This is a genomic window from Aliamphritea hakodatensis (genome assembly GCF_024347195.1).
Classification (GTDB): domain Bacteria; phylum Pseudomonadota; class Gammaproteobacteria; order Pseudomonadales; family Balneatricaceae; genus Amphritea; species Amphritea hakodatensis.
Map to the genome: position 1 here is coordinate 3,691,026 of NZ_AP025281.1, position 19,375 is coordinate 3,710,400.

Here is a 19,375-nt window from a genome sequence, read left to right on the forward strand (position 1 = left end):
TCACTCGGCGATTAAGCGCTCGATCCGCGCATACATCGCCTGTAACTTGGTTTCCTGATGACGACCATAATGTAATTCACGGTGGCAGTTAGGGCACAAAGCAACGGCATTGGTAACAGTATCCGATCCTTTGTCCGCCAAGCGCCGCAAATGGTGAACTTCTAAGAAAGGTTCGCCAGAATAACTTTCAAAAGGCGAGGGTTCGCAGCAAGATTCACAAATGCCTTTAGCGTTCTGAAGCACCCAAGCTTTCACATTCGGATCACGTTTATGCTGCGTAACTGAAGCACTCTGGCTTTGTACCATTCGTTGCCCTTTTGGCGGCTCAAAATAGCGCTTCTCTTTTAAACGGTTCACTTCCACATCAAACTCGGTTTGCTGTGCGAAGCTTTGCTGTTCCACATCCGCAATTAACTTCTGCAATTTAGCAAGGTTGGTTGCACCTACATTTCTTGCAGGCTTTAACCCCTTTACCCAACGTCTACCTAACAATGAATATACATAGGAAATATTTTGCATCCGATATTCGTAGGCTTTATTAGAACGGCCAAACTTATCGGCAAGTACCTGATAATAATGCTTCTTTACATAGGGAACATTGCTTGCCGACTTATCCAGCATATCCACATATGCTTCTACTGATGCACGCAATTGTTCATCGGTCCAATGACTATCCGCCACTCGTCAATCCTTAACACTGCCAAATAAGAAGCACACATTATAAGTGCCACATACCCTTCCCTAGCAATAGCAGCTATTTCTTTAATTGAAGAATTTGAGTAACGTTCAGGAACATTTCTAGAAAGGACTCCCCTATGAACATTCAACGCCACGGTATTATCCTCAACTGCGAACACTTCGACGCCTGTGTGCATTTCTACCGCACCCTGTTCGGGCTGCCTGTAATGTTTGAGAAACAGGAGGGGGGTTTCCGGCTGTGTTGTCTGGCATTTGGTGAGAGTTATTTGATGCTGGAAACCGAAGGCCATGCAAAGCCGGAGGGTAAGAACATTGCAGAGAGCCCACACAAGCTGCGTTTCAACGTGAGTGATATTGAGGCCGCACTGGCGGATGTACGGGCGTTTGGGATAGAGGCTGACATTACCGTTACAGACTGGGGATCAGTCATCAACATCTGCGACCCGGACGGCAACCGGATCGGTATCAGGGACGAGGCCAGCTTTGCCCTTTAAGTATTTCCTTTGGAGAAAAGCTCTTCAGACGCTTTCCTCTGAGCAACAGCCCGTTAACGTTTGGCAGTGAAACGGGGCCGGTACAGTTCTCCCAGAATCCGGGCGAAGGTGCCGTCCCGCTTCATCGCGTTCAAATGGATGTTAATTTCCGGCAGACGCTCCACCAGAAATGATTGCTTCGACAAGCCAAAACGCAGCACAGTGGTGAAAATCGGTTTATCTGCAAAACGGATATTTGTGTAGTCTTTATCCTTTAGCAGGCTGACACCATTTGAGTACAGCAAGGGCGTCAGCTCTGCTCTGCCCTGCGCTAACATCTGCAGGTTTTGCATATCCGTCGCCGACTCACTCACCCGCAAACGCTGCTTCCGAACAGCATCATGCCAGTTGTCGCCATAGTTATAACCACGTACTGCCCGAATAGAGTAGTCTTTGAGATCTGCCCAGTTCTGCCAACCGAAATACTTATAGGTATCCAGCGAATAAGCCAGCAGGATCGGATCGCGGTACACCGGTACCGTGAACACCATATAAGGGGTGCGGCTCGGATGTTCTGAAACCATCGGTAACAGATCGCCCCCACCGGTTTTGATCAGCTGTAAACCGCGACGCCAGGGCGCATAGTGAAATGCCACCGGCACATCCAGCCGGTTAAACAATTCTTCTATAATCTCAATAGCATACCCACGGGTAACCTGCTGCTGTCTGGCATCGTCCGCTATTTGCCAGGGCGGCCAGTGCTCCACCACGATCCGGGCGACCGGCGATTCCGGTTTATCTGCCGCGCCATTGCTGAACGCCGGCATTGCATAACACAGCACTGCCGCCAGGAATGAACGAAACACAGAAGAAAAAAGAGATGCAAACACTAACCGGAACAACACAGACTCACACAAAACATCAGGCTTACGACTTATTAATGAACAAAAAATAGCCAGACAATCCAACGAAGGCAGGCATTATAATGATTCAGCCGCAAAGGTATAGCGGTAAATCTGCCTGATTTCTCCGCTTTATAACGATCTGTTTGAAGTGTGTTTGTCAGATAAACATTAAGCCTCTGATCTGCCTGCCTCTCTGCTGATTCAGAACAGAACACTACTTAACAACTGCGTTTACACGGATTTCGCCGGATAGCCTGGTATTACAATGATTATCCGGCGTATCCGTCCGTTCTATACCACGGTTATGACCCTGGTCGCATACTGATCCGGCAGGCTGTTCCATTGCTGAATCCGTACCGGATCAGGATCACTGTCCGCCGGTTTACGATCATACTGCGCAGGCAGTGAATCCCACTCATCAACCCCGACCATGAAGTACTCGTGCCCGTCCAGCTGTGCTTTACCGGAAAGCGCTTCTTTCAGTCGGGCCTCCACGATTGCTTCATCACTGCTGAAAGTGACGCTGTACCCCCCGGAAAATTCCCGGATATGTTGCCCGGCCTGTTTTTTCAGAGTTTCGATATGTTTTGCGCCTTTGGCAAAATCAGCCTTCATGGCATCATTCCCTGAGGGTTCCAGCAACTGCAAAAACCGGTAAGGATGCGCGGCAAATCCAGAGTTCATTGTCAGCGATGCAATCACCGGCGTCGCGATCACTGAGTGTTGGAACCACTCAGAAAAACGCTTATGGTCCTTCAGTTTACTGCTGCTGTTTGAGCGGTTACGCCACATCTGTTTGGCGTCTTCCAACACTGAAGTCACCTTAAATTTCTGTACCAGGCTTTCCACCAGATTAAAAATCTTATTAAAGATGCTGGTTACAACGCTGAAGATCATGCCCGCACTGCCACCGGCACCGGACACATCAGCAGCGATGCTCAGCCCCAGACTGGTAGATGAGATCGCCAGCCCCTTGGCGGCACTGGCAATACCGGCCACAGAATGGCGGGCCAGCGCATTCGCGATTATCGACGGATGCCCGCCCAGTAATTCAACGCCGTAGCCGCTATAGCATTGCTCAATCAGCATTTTAGATTTCAGAAACGCTTTTTTAGCGTCCGCATACATGCCGGCGGCGGTTTTCACATAGCCCCAGCCAGGAATTGCCGCCGACAACCCGGTAGCAAAAGTATTCGTTCCCCAGATAACAAAGTCCGTGAGGATTTCCATCATCTGCATATTCACGCCATAACGCTTTTTTACCGCTTCCAGCATCATGTAAAAGAAATCACTGATGAGCTGTTTAAGCTTGGCTTTCAGCTCAGAAACACCGTCAATAACAACGTTAGCGGCCCCTTTCACCTTCGCCAGCGCTTCGCTTTCCTTCAGGTAAGCCATAGCCGAGTCTTTCATATCTTTCAGGGGGCTTTTATCGATCAGCTGGCCGGCAGCATCAATGCCCATACTGTAGGCAGCTTTTTGTCCGGCAATGAAATCTTTCGCGGCGGTCGTATTCACAACCAACGTATTGAACGGTGAAGCGCTGAAGGAACGCACCCGGTTCATGTCCGTATGGGCCAGTGAATAGACAATACCCAACCGGGCATTAGCCAGTTCATCGGCCTGCACACCTCCGGCAGTATTCTGTGTATTGCCAAACATGGCATCCTGAATTTTGCGTTTATATACATGAAATGGCATCGCGGTTTTCCTGGCTGGTTATCAAGTTAAATCACTGGCTGAATCAAACGGACAACAAGCACAATCATGATGCGCTTACCTGAGATTGAGTCGCACTGTAGCCAGAAAAACTGAAACCAACCTGAAGCAAATCTAATGCTTTATAAATTTATTCCTTTATTCACAAACAGTTAGAAACAACCGAAAGTCTGACACCGGCCAACACACTACCCAAGTTGGGTAATGGATCACTGGTTAAATACCCCGTACCTCCATAGACTTGTCCGGTCGCTGTCAGTTCTACCCCCCCCCCCCCGTCAGCCTGACGGCGTCTTCATGTAAAGTTACGGATCGCAATTCCTTTGTTGAGCACACGGACTGTGCACATGATTCATGTTTATCTTTCGGGCTTTCGCAACACTGCACCGGACACTTTCCATTCGCTGCCCATTCGCTTTACACTGCCTGCACAGCAAACCTGCCATTTAGCGCGGCCATTCTTCCGCTTATGACACAGACAATATCCATGAAAAAATTGCCTTTTGCCTCTCTGCTGGTTTCAGCGCTGCTTTGTAGCCCGTCGGTTTCTGCCTCTGACGACGCCGATACACTTGTGATAAATGCCGTTGTGTATGCGGAGCAGCCCGCCGAAGCTATCGCCATTAAAGATGGCAAAATCACCTTTGTCGGCAGCAACCAGCAGGCCAGAGAATTACAGGGTAACCAGACGGACGTGCTGGATATGGAAGGCGCCATGGTGCTGCCCGGCTTCATTGATAACCATAACCATGTGTTTGAAGCGGCTTCGGAAGCCGGCGGTAGCTGTGAACTGAGCCCGGATGAAGATCTCAACGGCCAGATCCCCTATCTGGAAGCCTGCGCCGATGAGGCACAGCCGGGGCAATGGCTGATTGGCTACGGGTTCTCACTGGAAATGATTCTGGATGATGCCGCTAACGCCCAGACCCCGCTAGCGCTGCTGGACGAATTTTTCCCGGATCAGCCGGTCATCCTGATGGAACAGACTTCGCACGCCATGTGGGTAAACTCCGCAGCGCTGGATCAGGCGGGCATTACCCTCGCATCCCCGGAGCCACAGGGCGGCAGACACCTTAAAGACCCTGACAGCGGCGAACTTAACGGCATCCTGCTGGATAACGCCGGCGACATTGTTATGGAACTGGCCTGGAATAACCTCAACAATGTTTTCCAGCGCAGTTATAACGGCCTGCTGAATGGCCTGTATATCGCCTCGGAACACGGCATCACCACCATTGGTGACGGCCGGATGTACTGGCAGCGCGGCTGGTATGAAGTCTGGCAAGCCGCCCGGAAAAATGGCGACCTCACCGCCCGGGTTTCTTTACGGCCCTGGATTTACCCGGAAGGCGAACCGGAAGAGCAACTGGCCTTCCTGAAGCAAATTCAGACCCGCCAGCCAGACAGCCGGCTGATCGTCGATCAGGTAAAAATGTACAGCGATGGCATTCTGACCAACGGCACCGCCAAAATAATCAAACCCTACCGCGACAGTTTTGTCGACGACATGCCCTACGGCCTGAATTATATCCCCCCGGAAGACATGAAGTTCTGGCTGAGCGAACTGAATGAAATCGGTTATGGCGCACACATCCACGCCATTGGTGACGGTGCCGTCCGCGAATCACTGAATGCCATTGAAGCGGTTCGCAATGAAGGCTCCGGCCGGGACTATTCCCTCACCCACGTTGAAATGATCCAGAACGCAGACATCCAACGCTTTAAGCCCTTAAAAGTTACAGCGGATTTTCAGGTTGCCAGCAGCGTTGGCGATCATGACTGGGCGATTCCGTTTATCGGCAAAAAACGCACCCACCAACTGATGCAATTACGGCCCATCTACGACACCGGCGCGAATCTGACCCTGAGCAGCGACTGGAATGTGAACGACATTAACCCCTTGTCCGGGATTGGCAGCAGCATACAAATGGGTAAACGGGGCCTGCCAGACATTGACGCCGCCATTGATGCCTATACCCTCAAACCGGCCATCAGCCTGGGGCTGGACGATATCACCGGCAGCATTGAAGTGGGGAAATCAGCAGACTTCGTGGTGCTTAGCCAAGACATCACGCAGCTTGCACCGTCGAAAATAGCCGACACGCAAATCCTCATGACGATTCTGCAGGGCGAGATTGTGTATGAGGCCGAAGAATAAAGCAGAAAATAATCCGAACAGAACTGCTACGCCAACCCGACACGGGCTGGCCAAAACAGCAGGGAGCACATACAGGCTCCCTGCTCAGCTGCACCTTACGCGCCGTAAATCACGTACACCTTGCGCAGGGTTTCATGTACGGTCCAGTTGCCGCACCAGCCCACCGGGAACACAGCACTTGAACCGGCGGTAAGCTCCACTGGCTCACCGCCGTCTTCCACAACGGTCATCCGGCCGGACAGCACATAAATCACTTCACCGCGGGTCATGAATTCCCAGCGGGACTCACCCGGCTCACACTCCCAGGTGCCAGACTTAATGTTCTGTTCTTCCGTATTAAAAAACACCTGGCTGCGGGTAGTGATCTCACCGGAAAGCGGCTCGGCAGTCGGTTGTGCCAGCGGGGCTTCATTCAGCGCATCTGCGGCAATCTCTGCGGCACGGTAGGTAATGGTCATATAACAAATTCCTGTCGATTAATGTTGCCTGCAAGGTAACACTATGGCCAAAAGAGAATTTGCTTGTTTGCGCCAGCGGCCACACCGGCCTATAAAAAAAGCGCCGGAATCATGCCGGCGCCGGTTAAGAATGTAGTTTTATAAACTGCTCTCGTAGAAAATTTCCCGCAGGGCATGATCCCGCGCCCTTCTGAACAGATCCTCCGCCAGCGCGTGTGGTAAGGCTAACCGGTTGTCAGCCTCACTCAGAGCAATTGGCTGCAGGTCTTTATAGCGTACCGATTTAATCTGATACTGCTTCATTTCCTTCGCCGTCAGGCTGATCAGCACCAGCGGATAGCACTCGCTCTCACGGCAAATGTAATCCGATCCGGAAAGCGGCTGAGAGCCAATTTTCACGCCCTTCCAGCTAACCCCCTTTTTCACTGAATAGTCATCACTGGCCTGCACCAAACCCGCCACCAGAACCAGCATTAAAAGACAGTAACGCATAACGATTCCTCCGTATCTTTAACTGACTGAAACCGTTATACGCAACCTGGCACCATAGGGTTCAGCAGATTCATTACTGGCTGGCTCAGTTAGAATCTGAAAATTTAGCCCGCTGTACCCGCTCCTTACTGCGCTTGAACAGCACATCGGCAAGGTCTGCCGGCAATGTAATCAGGTCACCCTCGGTAGATGTCGCCACCTTTTGCAACGCACTGAACTTCAGCGAACTCAGTTGGTAACGGTCCATCAGCTGACGGGAAACCGGAATGTTCTTAAACAGCGGATAACACTCATAGTTACGGCAAATATGATCAGAACCGGACGGTGAAGATGAACCGATTTTCACCCCTTTCCAGTTGATCCCTTTCTTAACGGTGTAGTCAGCACCCGCATTGGCAATACCGGCAACGAGGGCCAGAATCAGAAAACTGTAACGCATAAATCACCTCCACAAAAAATGTGTTCCGAGCGTGTAGCACATGGTTTTCTAGACAGTACAGATCTGTAAACGTTCAGGGCCGGCAACGGAACAAAGCGCTATAAGGATAGTTCACGTGTGGCTTTCAGGGACGGCATGAGAGCAAGAGGCTGAGCGAAAGCAGCTGAAAATGCTGCAGAAGAAAAGCTATAAAAACAAAAACTTATGATTCTTCGCAAAATAACAGACGAAAAAAAAGCAGATCCTAAGATCTGCTTTCTATATACAAGCGAGTATCAGTTATTAGATAACAACGATGTTCTCAGCTTGTGGGCCTTTCTGGCCTGCAGTAACAGTGAATTCAACCTGCTGGCCTTCAGCCAGAGTTTTGAAACCTGAACCCTGGATCGCGCTGAAGTGAGCGAAAACGTCTGGACCAGATTCTTGCTCGATGAAACCAAAACCTTTAGTTTCGTTGAACCATTTAACTGTACCGGTAGTTTTAGACATAATAAATATCCTGAAATTTTAAATTTAATTTGTGCCTACAGACTGCAGGCGATAATCGCATAAAAAATAGACTGAAACTTAAAAACTGCAGGACCAGGCTTACGAATAAAACTGCGAAATGTAGATTTGTAAATAAAAGACTTCTTTCTAGCTGCGGCAAACTTTATAGATATCTCCGGTGCTTGTCCAGTAATTATTTAGTTAAATTTAAGAAAATTTTAAGTACAAACAATCACCTATGTCTTCGGAAAGCTCATCCCCCCCGCCAGCCGGCCATATCCGGCAGAAAAGCACCTGTAAAGCAGCCCATTTCACTCAGCACCAAACAACGTAAAAAAACCTTCAGGCAACTGTTTCTAAAGCGCTTTTAAGAAGCTCCTAAGTTGCTTTTGAAATGTTGACCCGGCCCTTCCGCAAGCGCCTGCTGATAACGTTCGGCAAAATGTGCCTTCAGCCATTCCATCAGCACCCTGACCCGGTGCAACTGATGCCGCAAAGGCGGGCACACCAGCGTGAGCTGAGTCTCCTCCGACCACGCCGGCAGCACTTCCGTTAACCTGCCCTGCTGTAAGTCTGCCTGCACGTATACATCCGCCAGCCGGGTCACACCCAAACCGGCCAGCGCGGCCTGCCGCATCACCCGGCCACTGGTGACTTTAATCCCCTCGGCTACGTGCACCGTTTTACGGGTTTTACCTTTGCTTAACGTCCAGGTATCCACACTGCCACGGATCAGCGGCAGGCTTTTCAGATCATCCGGCCCGGCAATCTCATGGTTCTCAGCAACAAACTCCGGGCTGGCCACATAACGGGTTGTCACCGAATGCAATCGGCGGGCAATGAGCGTTGAATCCGGCAACTCACCCATGCGCATCACCAGATCGTAATGGCTGGCGATCAGATCCACATGAATACTGGAAAAATCCAGATCCACCCGGATGCCCGGATGCTGGCGCTGAAACTCAATGATCAGCGGTGCCAGTACCTCTTCCCCCACCGGCCCGCCCACCGCATTCATGCGTATCTCGCCTCTCAACTCATCAGTGGACTGGCTGGCCCACTCCGCCGCGGAATCCAATTGCTGCATGGCAATTTTGCAGCGCTCATAATAGCCCTGCCCGATCTCCGTGAGCCGTAATTGCCGGGTGGTGCGGTACAGCAACTGTACGCTCAGCGCCGCTTCCAGCTCGGTAACCAACTGGCTCAGGTTCGCCTTTGAAAACCCAGACACCTCAGCCGCCGCGGTAAAGCCACCATGTTCCGCCACATACAAAAACGCGCGTATTCCCCGCCAGGAAATATTGTTCATATAAACCAAACAATGTTTTCAGATTAGTGATATTTATCACACTAATGCCAAAGCCTACTATGTGCAACATCCAACGACATTCACACAAAGGACACGCACATGACTCACTCACTGGTAGTTATCACAGGCGCAAGCTCAGGCATTGGCGCTGCAATGGCAAAACACTTCTCTGCTGCCGGTCACCCACTGTTGCTGGTTGCCCGCCGCATTGAAAAACTGGAAGCACTGGAACTGCCTAACGCCCTGTGCCGTCAGGTAGATATGACCGACGCAGCGGCATTCCGCGCGGCAGTTAAAGAAGCCGAAGCCCTTCACGGCCCGGTAGACTGTCTGGTGAACAACGCCGGCTTAATGCTACTGGGCCAGATCGACACCCAGGACCCGCAGGAATGGCAACGCATGTACGACATCAACGTGCTGGCACTGCTGAACAGCATGCAGGCCGTACTGGGAGACATGAAAGCCCGTAATGGCGGCACCATCATTAACATCAGCTCCATTGCCGGTAAGAAATCCTTCCAGAACCATGCCGCTTACGTGGGCACCAAGTTTGCGGTATCCGCCATGAGCGAAAACATCCGTGAAGAAGTGGCCGACAGCAACGTGCGCATCATGAGCATCTGCCCGGGTGCCGTAGAAACCGAACTGCTGGGGCACACCACCTCGCAGGCAATCATCGACGGCTATGAAGACTGGAAACAGGCCATGGGCGGCGTACTGGTTGCCGACGACATCGCCCGCACTGCAACCTTCATGTATGCCCAGCCACAGGGGGTGAACATCCGCGACGTGGTCATCACCGCCACCCGCCAGCAGCCTTAAAAAAACCTATTCAGGTATCACAAAACAGCAGATACATTATCTGCTGTTTTCTTATACCCATGCCCGGTCAGATGCATTTTCAGATACGTTTTACTGAGCAATAGACTAAGCTGATACCTGCAGTTGCAGGACGCAACAACGCAGTAACACCTTTCATATTCATTACAGGGAGTTTTGATCATGAACCTCTATATCAGTGGCACGCTGGACGTTCTCGACACCCAGGAACGCAGTGGCGACGACGTTACCCTCACCTTCTATATCATTACCCAGAACCGCCATGGCGCGGAAGTCAGAACCTTTACGCCGGGCCATTACCGCAGCTTCACGCTGATTGATTTTGTGCCGGAAAGCCTCGGCGCAAACCTCTCCGCCGGTGATACCGCAGGGCTGACTCTCACCTTCAGTGAGGAACTCCTCTCGGAAGAATATCCCTTTCTGGGGCTGGCAGTGGTTGCCATTGAAAGAGATAAAAGCAGTGGCCGGGATCGCCGCAGCGCCAGACGGGCCACCGAACAGCGCCTCGAAGAACGGCTGGACACAGTATTTAATCGCGGCGAGATGCCCACCGCCGATGACCTGTGGACAATCACCAATGAATACCGGGTACGGGACCGCCCCTTCAGAGATGACGACGATGTGATCGGTGTATCGGCCCGCATTTACCCGGACATAGGCTCTGCGCTGCTGCACACCCCGTTCCCCAACGAAAACGAACGTTACATGGCACTCACCGCCACCGATACCCTGCGGTTTAACAGGGGCGGGGCAATCTGGGAATTCAGTTTCAGGCTGGGGAAATCAAGGCTGCTGTAACCAGGCAATGCCTGTATAGAAATGAAATGAGAGGATTCAGCCATACAATCCTCTCCTTCATCAGCGCCGGCCTCACTCAGACAAATTCACCCGCTTACCCTGGCGTTCCCAGGCGGGTTTATCAAAGAACTCAAAATCGCCCTTTTCCTGCGCCTCAGCCATGCGTTTCTGATAGCGCTCGTCCAGCGTCATCCCGAATGCGGACATATGCTGGCGCTCAATAATGTTTTCCAGATCCTGCTTGGTAACAACTTCCGTGATCACACCGGCCTCCATAAAAGCCTTAATGCCGGCATTCTCCACTTCATCCGCCACCCCTGTATCCCTGACGGCCATATAAAACCGCATTAAACGCAGCTCCAGTGCAGCGATGTAATTTGTTCTCTGGGTATCCATAAACGGCCTTCATTAAAATCTGATCAGCGCAGCATACAGCAACAGAATCGGTATGTTGACCGCTTGCTAAGCGCTGTTTATTTCACATGCTGCGCAACAAAGCGATTCAGCTCAGACACCGAGCGGATCACATGCAGCGACTTATTCGCCGAGAGCTTATCAACCCTTTGCAGAAAATCATCATTCCAGAACATCGGGCAAAGCTTTAACACCTTATAGCTCTGCAACGTGCCTTTGAAAACCGAACTGTCCTCAGGCCAGCCCTCCGGCTTTTTAAACATACTTTTCAGCAGTCGCTTGGTCACCAGCCAATAGGTAACAAAATACGGCAACTCGATATACACCAGCGTATCCGCGGCTTCCAGGCGCCGGTTAAACGACGCCAGCGAACTCAGCGGGCCAAAGCCTTCGATGATCCACTCATCTGAAGCAAGAATCTTATCGTGAGCCGCTTCATACTGCTGCCTTTCAACCTCCTGCCCGTTAGGCTGATACAACAACGAATCAACCGGATACAGCGAAATGCCGGTTGCCGCCGCCAGCCGCTTACTTAATGTGGATTTACCGTTGGCCGGTTTCCCGAATACTGCCACTTTCTTCATGTTTGCTCCTCCTTGCGAGATAAATTCCCCGGAGGCAAAAACAGAAAACCCGCCTCTGGGGGCGGGTCTGATAAATGTTCGCGCATCACGAAACCCACCATTCCTATGGAATGATGATAATTCGAACGGCCTGTTGCGTGAGATATGTAGTCATGCGGTTATCCTGATGCACGTGTAATTCCATGTCAACCGTGCCACTAAAACTGAGCGGACAATGCCACAAGCACCTACGCCGGTTTCTCCCCCCGGGTCAGAGCATCCATGAACTTAGTAAACCGCCGTTGCCGGGTTTCAAGCTTCTTGGCACTGGTTAAGCCGTGCGCAATCACATACCGGGCCGATTTCGTGAGTGTTTCATAAAAAGCTTGCGCCTCCGGCTGGCTGGCCAGCGCTTCAATAAAATCCGCCGGCACCTCCATCTCACTCGCTGTGTAAGCACTCTCCCACCGGCCATCTGCCTGCGCGGCATGCACCTGCACCAGCCCGGGCTCCATCATCCGCCCTTCACTGATCAGCCGCTCCACATGTGCCCGGTTCCTTTTCGACCAACTGCTACGCGGCTTGCGGGGCGTAATCCGCTGCACATAGGCATGATCATCAACCGACTTTTTAACCCCGTCTATCCAGCCCCAGCAAAGCGCCTCAACCACCACATCATCCCAGGTGACACTGGGAATGCCGGACTGCTTCTTAAAGATCTTCACCCACAGCTCAGTTTCAGTGGCGTGATGGGTTTCAAGCCACTGGCCGAGGGCTTCGGGTGTTTCAAAGGTTAAAGTGTTTAATGGATTGGGCTGGGGCACGGAGTGGGCTCTCTTGGGTATAGCAGGCCGGGTGACAAAGCTACTTAGGCCAAAACATATTATTTAGAAGTCATCAATTTTCGTCATGACTTTAAAGAAAGGCAAAAACGAAAGCAGCTCCCATTGCTCGCTTATACTCAGACCGGGCTTAGTATAAAACAGGCGCAAGAATGGAAACTATTTTATTGCAAGTAATCCTGAATCAAGATTATGCCTCTAATAAATTTAGAAGCAGCAACTATTATTTATAATAGACAACGTCTTCCGGATTAGTCACTTCTGCTTTTTTCAACTGCCTTTCAAGCTCGTTACGCATTTTTTTCGCTTGTTTCATGATTTTATAGCGACGATAAATTCCGATTTTAAGGTACATCCAATATTTATAATTTAAGCGCCTCGCACCTAAACCATCAACAATTATAAACTCGTATTTCCCACTATTCACTTCTTTACAAAAGATATTTCCACAGCATATGTCACCGAAGACTATTTGCTGTCCCTGCAAATACGATAATAAATCATTCAATAACTCTCGTTGCACATCAGCTGTAATTTTCTTGTGGAACATCATGTACTTGAGCGAGTGAGAAGGTGTTTCGTCATAGTTTAGTGCTCGTTTAAAGACTAAACCTCTTCCCAGACTTGTCTCTACAAAGCCAAAACACTCGGTAACGTAGTGTAAGTCCTTATTTGCAGAAATAAGGTAAGAATAATAATGATAGTCCAGCTTATTTTGATTCCTGTGCTTGCCTACATCAGGACCTATTTTTATTATTTTGCTGTTATCTCCAGGATATAAATAACAGGATCTTTCACTTCCTTTCGATAAGAGTAACTCGTCATTCAACTCTATGACTTTATTTTCTACATCATTCACTAAACAAGCCCTAATCTCACTACCCATACAGTTTAACTTTAGTAAAACTGCACATAATTTATTAATCATTAAGTAACCAACAACCTGGACCACTTAATTTTTTAGCATTCAAACTGTTATAAAAACTGTTCATTCCACAGATGACTTATAATTAATAGCCAAAAACAACATATCGATTAAAATGACAGACGCTGTATTAGCCCAATAAACTCAGCAGTTCCGCCCCCACTTTCGCCCCCGATTAAACAAACAGTAACTAGCCAGTAAGACGCGCCCGAAATAGCTGTTTATTCGCGTACAAACATGACGGTTCTTCAGTCAAGCATTGAAAGCGTTCAACCAACCCACCGGCTGCGGCACTGAGGGCTATCAATAAATTCTTAGGGAAATGGCTGCCCCCGGTCACGAGCCTTAGCAAACTCACATAAACGCTGACGCACTGCCTCTGACTCTTGCATAGAGTTCAACCTGTAAATGTTGCGGAATTCCCACTACAACCAAATGCACAGGGCTCAGTATCAGCCACGGCATCACGCTAAAAATCAGTTCAGCATTTGAAACCGGTAATCACTGATTATCCGGAGAGCAAAACCAACCTGAAATTTATCACTTGAAGCACATCAATGCCACCACTCAGATCCGACATTTCAATGAGCAAAGTTTGTTCCAGAAACTGAATCAGAGAACAGAGATTTATTCGATGAATGAAAAATAAGGAATAAGGGTTTCATGTTCGATACGGGAGGATTGGGACTTTGGCCCCTGCACACTGTACAGTACTCCATAAGCCCGTATAGCAAAGAGTGACCCTGTGCCCTGCAACGTCACCAGGCCCCTGTTTAGCCTGAGATGAAAGCAAACGGGCCAAACAGCTTTGCCACATACGCAGATGTTCCTGATTGCCGCAGATCAGGATTGAATACAGCTGAATTCCACCAGCAAATCACCCCGGCTGGCAAACTCTCCAAGCCAGAATCAGAACAGTCTACTCACTCAGTTTCAGATACACATGGTGGTAAGCAATATCACCGGCTACGTACAAGAGTAACAGGGCCATACAGATATTCAGTAAACGAAAAGTACGGGGCTTGCGAATAAGCTTTCCAAGGCGAGCCCCCATTAACAGGTAGCTCCCGGGTGCTCCAAACGCTAAGACTGACAGCAATACAGACCAGACAAAAATCGAACTTCCGGAAATTTCTGCCGCTGGAAACTGCACAGTGACAATGGGGAAAATCGCCACAAAGGACTTGGGATTAAGCAACTGCATACATAACCCGGAGCGGAAGCTCAGTTTGCCAGCAGTCGATTCTGAACCCGTAAGTTTGATATGGGCTCCCGCAACTTTATACGCCAGATACGCAATATACACACTGCCTGCACAACTTATCAGTAACTGATAACCCGGGCTCACCAGCCATGCGCCGCTATAACCAAAGAGCAAAAACAGCAGCAACATAGCGCAGGCCACTCCCACACAAAACATCAGCGGAGCACGAAACTGACCATTCAGGCCGGCGTTCATGCTTAACAGATTCGACGGGCCTGGGGTGTACATAATGCCAAACGCATACGCGAGTATTTCAACCATAGTAATTACCCTGGAATAATAAGAGAACTGAAGATGTAAACGGCTTACCGGAAGGCCCGGCGCGGTATATCAGGAACTGAGAAAGTGCTGTTGATACTGCCGGGGGGTCATACCGAAAACAGGCTTGAAACGACGGTTAAAATGGCTCAGATCACTAAAGCCATATTCAAATACAACATCATCAAGAGAGACGCCTGATTCAAGATCTTCGCGGGCGCGATTAATGCGGCAATTCAGAATATATTGATGGGGCGTAATACCGAATTGTTTACGGAACATACGCACGAAATGATACTTCGACAGATTAGCCTGCTGGCTGACGTCTTCTAATGAGATATCAGCCTGAATGTTCTCATGAATATAATCCTGAGCCTGACGCAGTAAATGATCGACCTTCCGCGCTTTCTGATCAGGAGAATATTCACCGTAATGCTGTGTAATACCGACGGCTAACTGATAAAGCGCATATTCCTGCTGAAGTTTGTTGCTTGTCTGATCTTCGATCAACAAGGCTAAACTGAGAATATGCTGGCGCAGCAACGGATCATTCAGCAAAGTATCAACAATCCGGAAATCCGCCTTCTGCTTTGAACAGACACTTTTTAACACCGGTGCCAACTGATCCGGATGTATATAAAGCATACGGTACTGCAGCTCATCATCCACACCTGAGTGTCCGTCATGTACCTCATCGGGATTAAATATGATGGTATTGCCCGGGTGACTGCGGTGATACGCGCCACTGGCAAAAAAATCCTGCCGACCGGCCAGAGTAACCCCGAACGAAAATTCCTCATGGGCATGCTTACCATAAGAAAAATCATTCATTTCTGCCCGCAACACAGACACCTGCTCAAGATGCTGGCTCTTTACATACCGGAACTGATTTCTGTGCTTCATCTGCATTCACCGCTTTATACTTCGCTGGCCACTTAGAGGCTGAGATACAGTATAGGGGGAAGCAAAGAAGCATTGCTTGGACAAAATTGCGCATTTACACCACTTGAACAGGAAGCTGACGCGCCAGATACCGTCAGTGAACGGCAACCTTCCTCCTGCCGATATTCAGTGACTGACACAAACTCCACGCCAAGCGCCCATCTCAGTATGGCGTTGTATCCTCATACGCATGTGTGATGAGTCTGACAATATCCTGATCACCTTTACCCACAGAAATCGCGTGCTTGACAGAACGGAGAGCAGCGTCCAGTGCAGGTGTTTTAAGCGCTTTATCAATCGCAATATTTTGAAATACCTGCATATCGTCAAGTGCTTGTATCAAGCTGAATTCAAGTGTATCGGCCTGCTTCAGGATAACGGGAAGGCGAGAGAATAAGAAGGGATTGGCTGCCGGTCCACTGGTAATCACATTCAGAATATCCTCCAGAGAAAAGCCGGAATGCTTACCCATGGAAACGGCTTCAGTCATTGTCTGCAGAAAGCCCGCCAGAACCATGTTATTTATGGCTTTCATCACATAGCCATTCCCTAGCGCGCCGACATGAAACATGCGGTTCGAGAATGCTTCACAAACCGGTGCATACCTTGCCACATCTTCAGCAGCGCCACCGGCAAACACACCTAATTCACCTTTTAAAGCGACGGCAGGTCCTCCTGCCACGGGCACATCAATCAAAGATGCGCCGCGATTAAGGACCGCATGCTCCAGATCCTGAAGCACCCGTGGTTCTACCGTGCTTGCATCGGCGATCAGCTTCCCATGCAGCGGTTGTTTACATAACGCTTTAAGCACGGATGTGACCGCAGCCGCATCTGACACTGAGATGATAATGATCGTAGAGTTACTGGCCAGGTCTGCTAACGAGTCACAAGCGGTTATCTGTGTTTCTTCCACAGTCACATTACTTATTCCACTTCGGTTCCAACCTCTGACCTCATGGCCCTGACCCGTTAAACGGGAAGCCAGCGCCTGCCCCATTTTGCCCAGCCCAATAATGCCAATCTGCTCCGATACTTTTACGTTTTGCTCAGGAATCACAGTCAACCTCTGCGTCAGTAAACAATGTGGCGTCATGAATACGGGCGCTTTTCCGGAGTAATCGCTGTTTCGATATACATCCCGCCCCCTAAAAAAAGAGAGAGAGCACACAGCCCTCTCTTCATTCATGCTAATGCCGTTATAAAGGCGTACTTAACACTTTTGCAGCGGCACTGAGCCCTGAACGGTAACGAACACCTAAATGTTCAAACGTCGCTTCCAGCCCACCCAGGCAACCCAGAATCATCGGCGTGTTAACCACCCCGAGGTGACCGATACGAATAATCTGATTTTCCAAACTGGCCAGACCACCGGCAATAGAAACATTAAACTGATGCCTTGCCAGCTTGCGGATGGTTTCCGCTGAAGCATTATCAGATACAACCCGGATAGCCGTAACAGACACGGAGCGACAATTTTCTTCAGGCACAAAAAACTCCATATCGCCGCCCTTCACCCATTCAGCCACCGCCGCCTGCACTGCACTGGCGACACGCTGATGCCGCTGAATTCGCCGTTCCAGACCTTCTTCAAGAATCAGATCAAGCGCTGCACGCAAGCCAAACAACAGATGAATCGGTAAGGTGCCACAAAAACGGTGGTAGATAATCTCGCTATTACGCGCCTGCCAGTCCCAATACAACTTTGGCCGAACATTCGCAGCTGCAATTGCCTTCGCTTTATCATTAGCGGCCACCAGCGCCAGCCCCGGAGGCATCATCAGGGCTTTTTGTGAACCGGTGATCGCCACATCAACACCCCATTCATCCATCCGGAATTCAGCGGCTCCCAGTGAAGCAATACAGTCTGCAACCAGTAATGCAGGATGCGCAGCAGCATCCAGACAACCACGAAACCGTTTGATATCGTGTGCGACGCCGGCACCGGTATCAATCTGCGTACCCAGCACAGCTTTAATCTTATGTGACCGGTCTTCGCTGAGAATTTTCTCCACCGCAGCATAATCCACATCATGGCCATCGGTAGAACGGACTTCAATAATCTCCAGACCGAGCGCTCTGGCAACTTCGACCCAGCGTGATGAAAAGAAACCTGTCATCGGGATAACGACGGTATCACCAGGATCACAGATATTTGACAGTGTTGCTTCCCAGCCACCGTGTCCGTTAGCAATATAGATAAACACATCTGCGCGTGTCTGGAACAGCGTCTGTAAATCCGGCTGAATACCGGCTACCAGCTCAGCAATGCGCTCATCACCAAAATCCAGCGGTTGCCGGTTCATCGCATTAAGAATTTCTTCCGGTAGAAATGTTGGCCCCGGAGTATGCAGAAAATTTAAACCAGCCATCGGAATACACCTTTCTTAGAAATAACAGAAAACAGATGTTAAACAGAGCGATAAAAGGGGAATCTGACGCTGGATAACATATCTGTGACATGAGAAAAGTATATCGAAACAGGCCTTTGTTCCGGTTGCGTTCTCTGCCCTGAACAAAGCCACTTCCGCAAACGAAAAGCACATAACAAATTTGTCCTGGCGTTTAACACCAAAATTATGTGTCAGTTTGAAATCTGGCTGTAATACGCCGCAATATCAGCGATGTCTTCATCTGATAATCTGGCTGCAGCGCTGTTCATCATCCCGTCTGAGCGCTTACCCTGTTTATAATCCTGTAAAGCTTTCATCAGATAAACAGGCTTTTGTCCTGCCAGGTTAGGAAAAGCTGGATTAGCGGAAATACCGGACTGATCATGACACCCCCAGCAACTGACGGATTTAAGCTTGCCCTGCACAGCGTCCCCGGCAGATACATGCCATGCCATCTGCCCGACCAACATTGCAATGACTGCTTTTCTGAAAACCCGCTGACCAATGATTAAATGACAGAGTTTCATCACGTATCCTCTTTACAAAAATGTTGCTGAAAAACGTGCCGGCATCCGCCTTCGCTGAGCAATTCCATGCCCTCGATACAGATGTTGTTAAACCGCACGTCAGAATTCAGCTGCCCTAAAATCTGGCGGGCAGCAGCAAGCTGTTGCTCTCCACGAAGGCTGAGAAAAGCTTCGTTGCGACGTTTATCAGTGCCGACCGTACGTTGCTCAATGAATTGCTGCCGGCGTAACTGCTTCAGTAATTTGCTCACTGCGGCATGGCTGATATTAAGTTTTCCCGCCAGTTCAATCACCGACAGTGCGGGTTCTCTGCGCAGTACTAACAACAGATTGAGCGCATTCAGAGATAAATGAATGTTCTGCTGATGCAAAGCGGTACACAGCTGCTTCTCGAGCGCGTCGGAGAATCGCTTTACATCGGTCGTCAGCCGTAAGAAATCACCCTGCATAACAGCCTCCCGGAAAATA

Annotated in this window: 22 protein-coding genes; 4 read left to right on the forward strand and 18 right to left on the reverse strand. The window is 49.8% G+C overall.

Annotation, left to right across the window (positions count from 1 at the left end; genetic code table 11):
- Positions 1-681 carry an HNH endonuclease gene (locus PCI15_RS16825; protein WP_271271089.1) on the reverse strand — a complete coding sequence of 227 codons (681 nt, stop codon included), beginning with the start codon at positions 679-681 and terminating at the stop codon, positions 1-3.
- A 134-nt stretch (positions 682-815) separates the two neighbouring features.
- Between PCI15_RS16825 and PCI15_RS16830 the strand changes: the two genes are divergently transcribed.
- The gene (locus tag PCI15_RS16830) at positions 816-1,193 is read left to right on the forward strand and encodes a VOC family protein (RefSeq protein WP_271271090.1); all 378 of its coding nucleotides are present in this window, start codon (positions 816-818) and stop codon (positions 1,191-1,193) included.
- A 53-nt stretch (positions 1,194-1,246) separates the two neighbouring features.
- On the opposite strand, the gene PCI15_RS16835 is transcribed toward PCI15_RS16830, so the two are convergent.
- The gene (locus PCI15_RS16835; protein ID WP_271271091.1) at positions 1,247-2,038 is read right to left on the reverse strand and encodes a substrate-binding periplasmic protein; all 792 of its coding nucleotides are present in this window, start codon (positions 2,036-2,038) and stop codon (positions 1,247-1,249) included.
- Between the two features lie 330 nt (positions 2,039-2,368).
- Positions 2,369-3,778, reverse strand: coding sequence for a hypothetical protein (locus PCI15_RS16840; protein WP_271271092.1), 1,410 nt, complete (start codon positions 3,776-3,778; stop codon positions 2,369-2,371).
- Between the two features lie 505 nt (positions 3,779-4,283).
- Here PCI15_RS16840 and PCI15_RS16845 point away from each other — a divergent pair.
- Positions 4,284-5,954: an amidohydrolase gene (locus PCI15_RS16845; RefSeq protein WP_271271093.1), complete on the forward strand. Its 1,671-nt coding sequence runs from the start codon at positions 4,284-4,286 to the stop codon at positions 5,952-5,954.
- Between the two features lie 95 nt (positions 5,955-6,049).
- Here PCI15_RS16845 and PCI15_RS16850 read toward each other — a convergent pair whose 3' ends face one another.
- The 5 genes from PCI15_RS16850 to PCI15_RS16870 form a co-directional block, all read right to left on the reverse strand.
- A complete protein-coding gene (locus PCI15_RS16850; protein WP_271271094.1) occupies positions 6,050-6,412 on the reverse strand; it encodes a cupin domain-containing protein in 363 nt (120 codons plus the stop codon).
- Positions 6,413-6,550: 138 nt separating this feature from the next.
- The gene (locus tag PCI15_RS16855) at positions 6,551-6,904 is read right to left on the reverse strand and encodes a hypothetical protein (protein WP_271271095.1); all 354 of its coding nucleotides are present in this window, start codon (positions 6,902-6,904) and stop codon (positions 6,551-6,553) included.
- A gap of 85 nt (positions 6,905-6,989) precedes the next feature.
- Positions 6,990-7,343, reverse strand: a complete 354-nt coding sequence (locus tag PCI15_RS16860; RefSeq protein WP_271271096.1) for a hypothetical protein — start codon at positions 7,341-7,343, stop codon at positions 6,990-6,992.
- A 282-nt stretch (positions 7,344-7,625) separates the two neighbouring features.
- Positions 7,626-7,832: a cold-shock protein gene (locus PCI15_RS16865; protein ID WP_271271097.1), complete on the reverse strand. Its 207-nt coding sequence runs from the start codon at positions 7,830-7,832 to the stop codon at positions 7,626-7,628.
- Positions 7,833-8,199: 367 nt separating this feature from the next.
- On the reverse strand, positions 8,200-9,141 hold the full coding sequence (locus PCI15_RS16870; protein ID WP_271271098.1) for a LysR family transcriptional regulator: 942 nt from the start codon (positions 9,139-9,141) through the stop codon (positions 8,200-8,202).
- 99 nt (positions 9,142-9,240) lie between these two features.
- On the opposite strand from PCI15_RS16870, the gene PCI15_RS16875 reads away from it, so the two are divergent.
- Both PCI15_RS16875 and PCI15_RS16880 read left to right on the forward strand, forming a co-directional pair.
- Positions 9,241-9,963, forward strand: coding sequence for an SDR family oxidoreductase (locus PCI15_RS16875; protein WP_271271099.1), 723 nt, complete (start codon positions 9,241-9,243; stop codon positions 9,961-9,963).
- 180 nt (positions 9,964-10,143) lie between these two features.
- Positions 10,144-10,779: a hypothetical protein gene (locus PCI15_RS16880; protein ID WP_271271100.1), complete on the forward strand. Its 636-nt coding sequence runs from the start codon at positions 10,144-10,146 to the stop codon at positions 10,777-10,779.
- Between the two features lie 72 nt (positions 10,780-10,851).
- Here the strand turns inward: PCI15_RS16880 and PCI15_RS16885 are convergent, their stop codons facing one another.
- The 10 genes from PCI15_RS16885 to PCI15_RS16930 form a co-directional block, all read right to left on the reverse strand.
- Positions 10,852-11,175 (reverse strand): hypothetical protein, encoded by a 324-nt coding sequence (locus PCI15_RS16885; RefSeq protein ID WP_271271101.1) that lies wholly within the window; start codon positions 11,173-11,175, stop codon positions 10,852-10,854.
- A 77-nt stretch (positions 11,176-11,252) separates the two neighbouring features.
- On the reverse strand, positions 11,253-11,777 hold the full coding sequence (locus PCI15_RS16890; protein WP_271271102.1) for a P-loop NTPase family protein: 525 nt from the start codon (positions 11,775-11,777) through the stop codon (positions 11,253-11,255).
- A 227-nt stretch (positions 11,778-12,004) separates the two neighbouring features.
- Positions 12,005-12,580 (reverse strand): YdeI/OmpD-associated family protein, encoded by a 576-nt coding sequence (locus PCI15_RS16895; protein ID WP_271271103.1) that lies wholly within the window; start codon positions 12,578-12,580, stop codon positions 12,005-12,007.
- A gap of 241 nt (positions 12,581-12,821) precedes the next feature.
- Positions 12,822-13,526 carry a YrbL family protein gene (locus PCI15_RS16900; protein ID WP_271271104.1) on the reverse strand — a complete coding sequence of 235 codons (705 nt, stop codon included), beginning with the start codon at positions 13,524-13,526 and terminating at the stop codon, positions 12,822-12,824.
- A gap of 916 nt (positions 13,527-14,442) precedes the next feature.
- Positions 14,443-15,048 carry a LysE family translocator gene (locus PCI15_RS16905; protein WP_271271105.1) on the reverse strand — a complete coding sequence of 202 codons (606 nt, stop codon included), beginning with the start codon at positions 15,046-15,048 and terminating at the stop codon, positions 14,443-14,445.
- A 69-nt stretch (positions 15,049-15,117) separates the two neighbouring features.
- Positions 15,118-15,948 (reverse strand): AraC family transcriptional regulator, encoded by an 831-nt coding sequence (locus tag PCI15_RS16910; protein WP_271271106.1) that lies wholly within the window; start codon positions 15,946-15,948, stop codon positions 15,118-15,120.
- Positions 15,949-16,150: 202 nt separating this feature from the next.
- Positions 16,151-17,047, reverse strand: coding sequence for an NAD(P)-dependent oxidoreductase (locus PCI15_RS16915; protein WP_271271107.1), 897 nt, complete (start codon positions 17,045-17,047; stop codon positions 16,151-16,153).
- A gap of 139 nt (positions 17,048-17,186) precedes the next feature.
- Positions 17,187-18,359, reverse strand: coding sequence for a pyridoxal-phosphate-dependent aminotransferase family protein (locus PCI15_RS16920; protein ID WP_271271108.1), 1,173 nt, complete (start codon positions 18,357-18,359; stop codon positions 17,187-17,189).
- Between the two features lie 212 nt (positions 18,360-18,571).
- Positions 18,572-18,907 carry a c-type cytochrome gene (locus PCI15_RS16925; RefSeq protein WP_271271109.1) on the reverse strand — a complete coding sequence of 112 codons (336 nt, stop codon included), beginning with the start codon at positions 18,905-18,907 and terminating at the stop codon, positions 18,572-18,574.
- Positions 18,907-19,356 (reverse strand): MarR family winged helix-turn-helix transcriptional regulator, encoded by a 450-nt coding sequence (locus tag PCI15_RS16930; RefSeq protein WP_271271110.1) that lies wholly within the window; start codon positions 19,354-19,356, stop codon positions 18,907-18,909. Before PCI15_RS16930 ends, PCI15_RS16925 begins: the two co-directional genes overlap by 1 nt.
- Positions 19,357-19,375 lie beyond the last annotated feature (19 nt).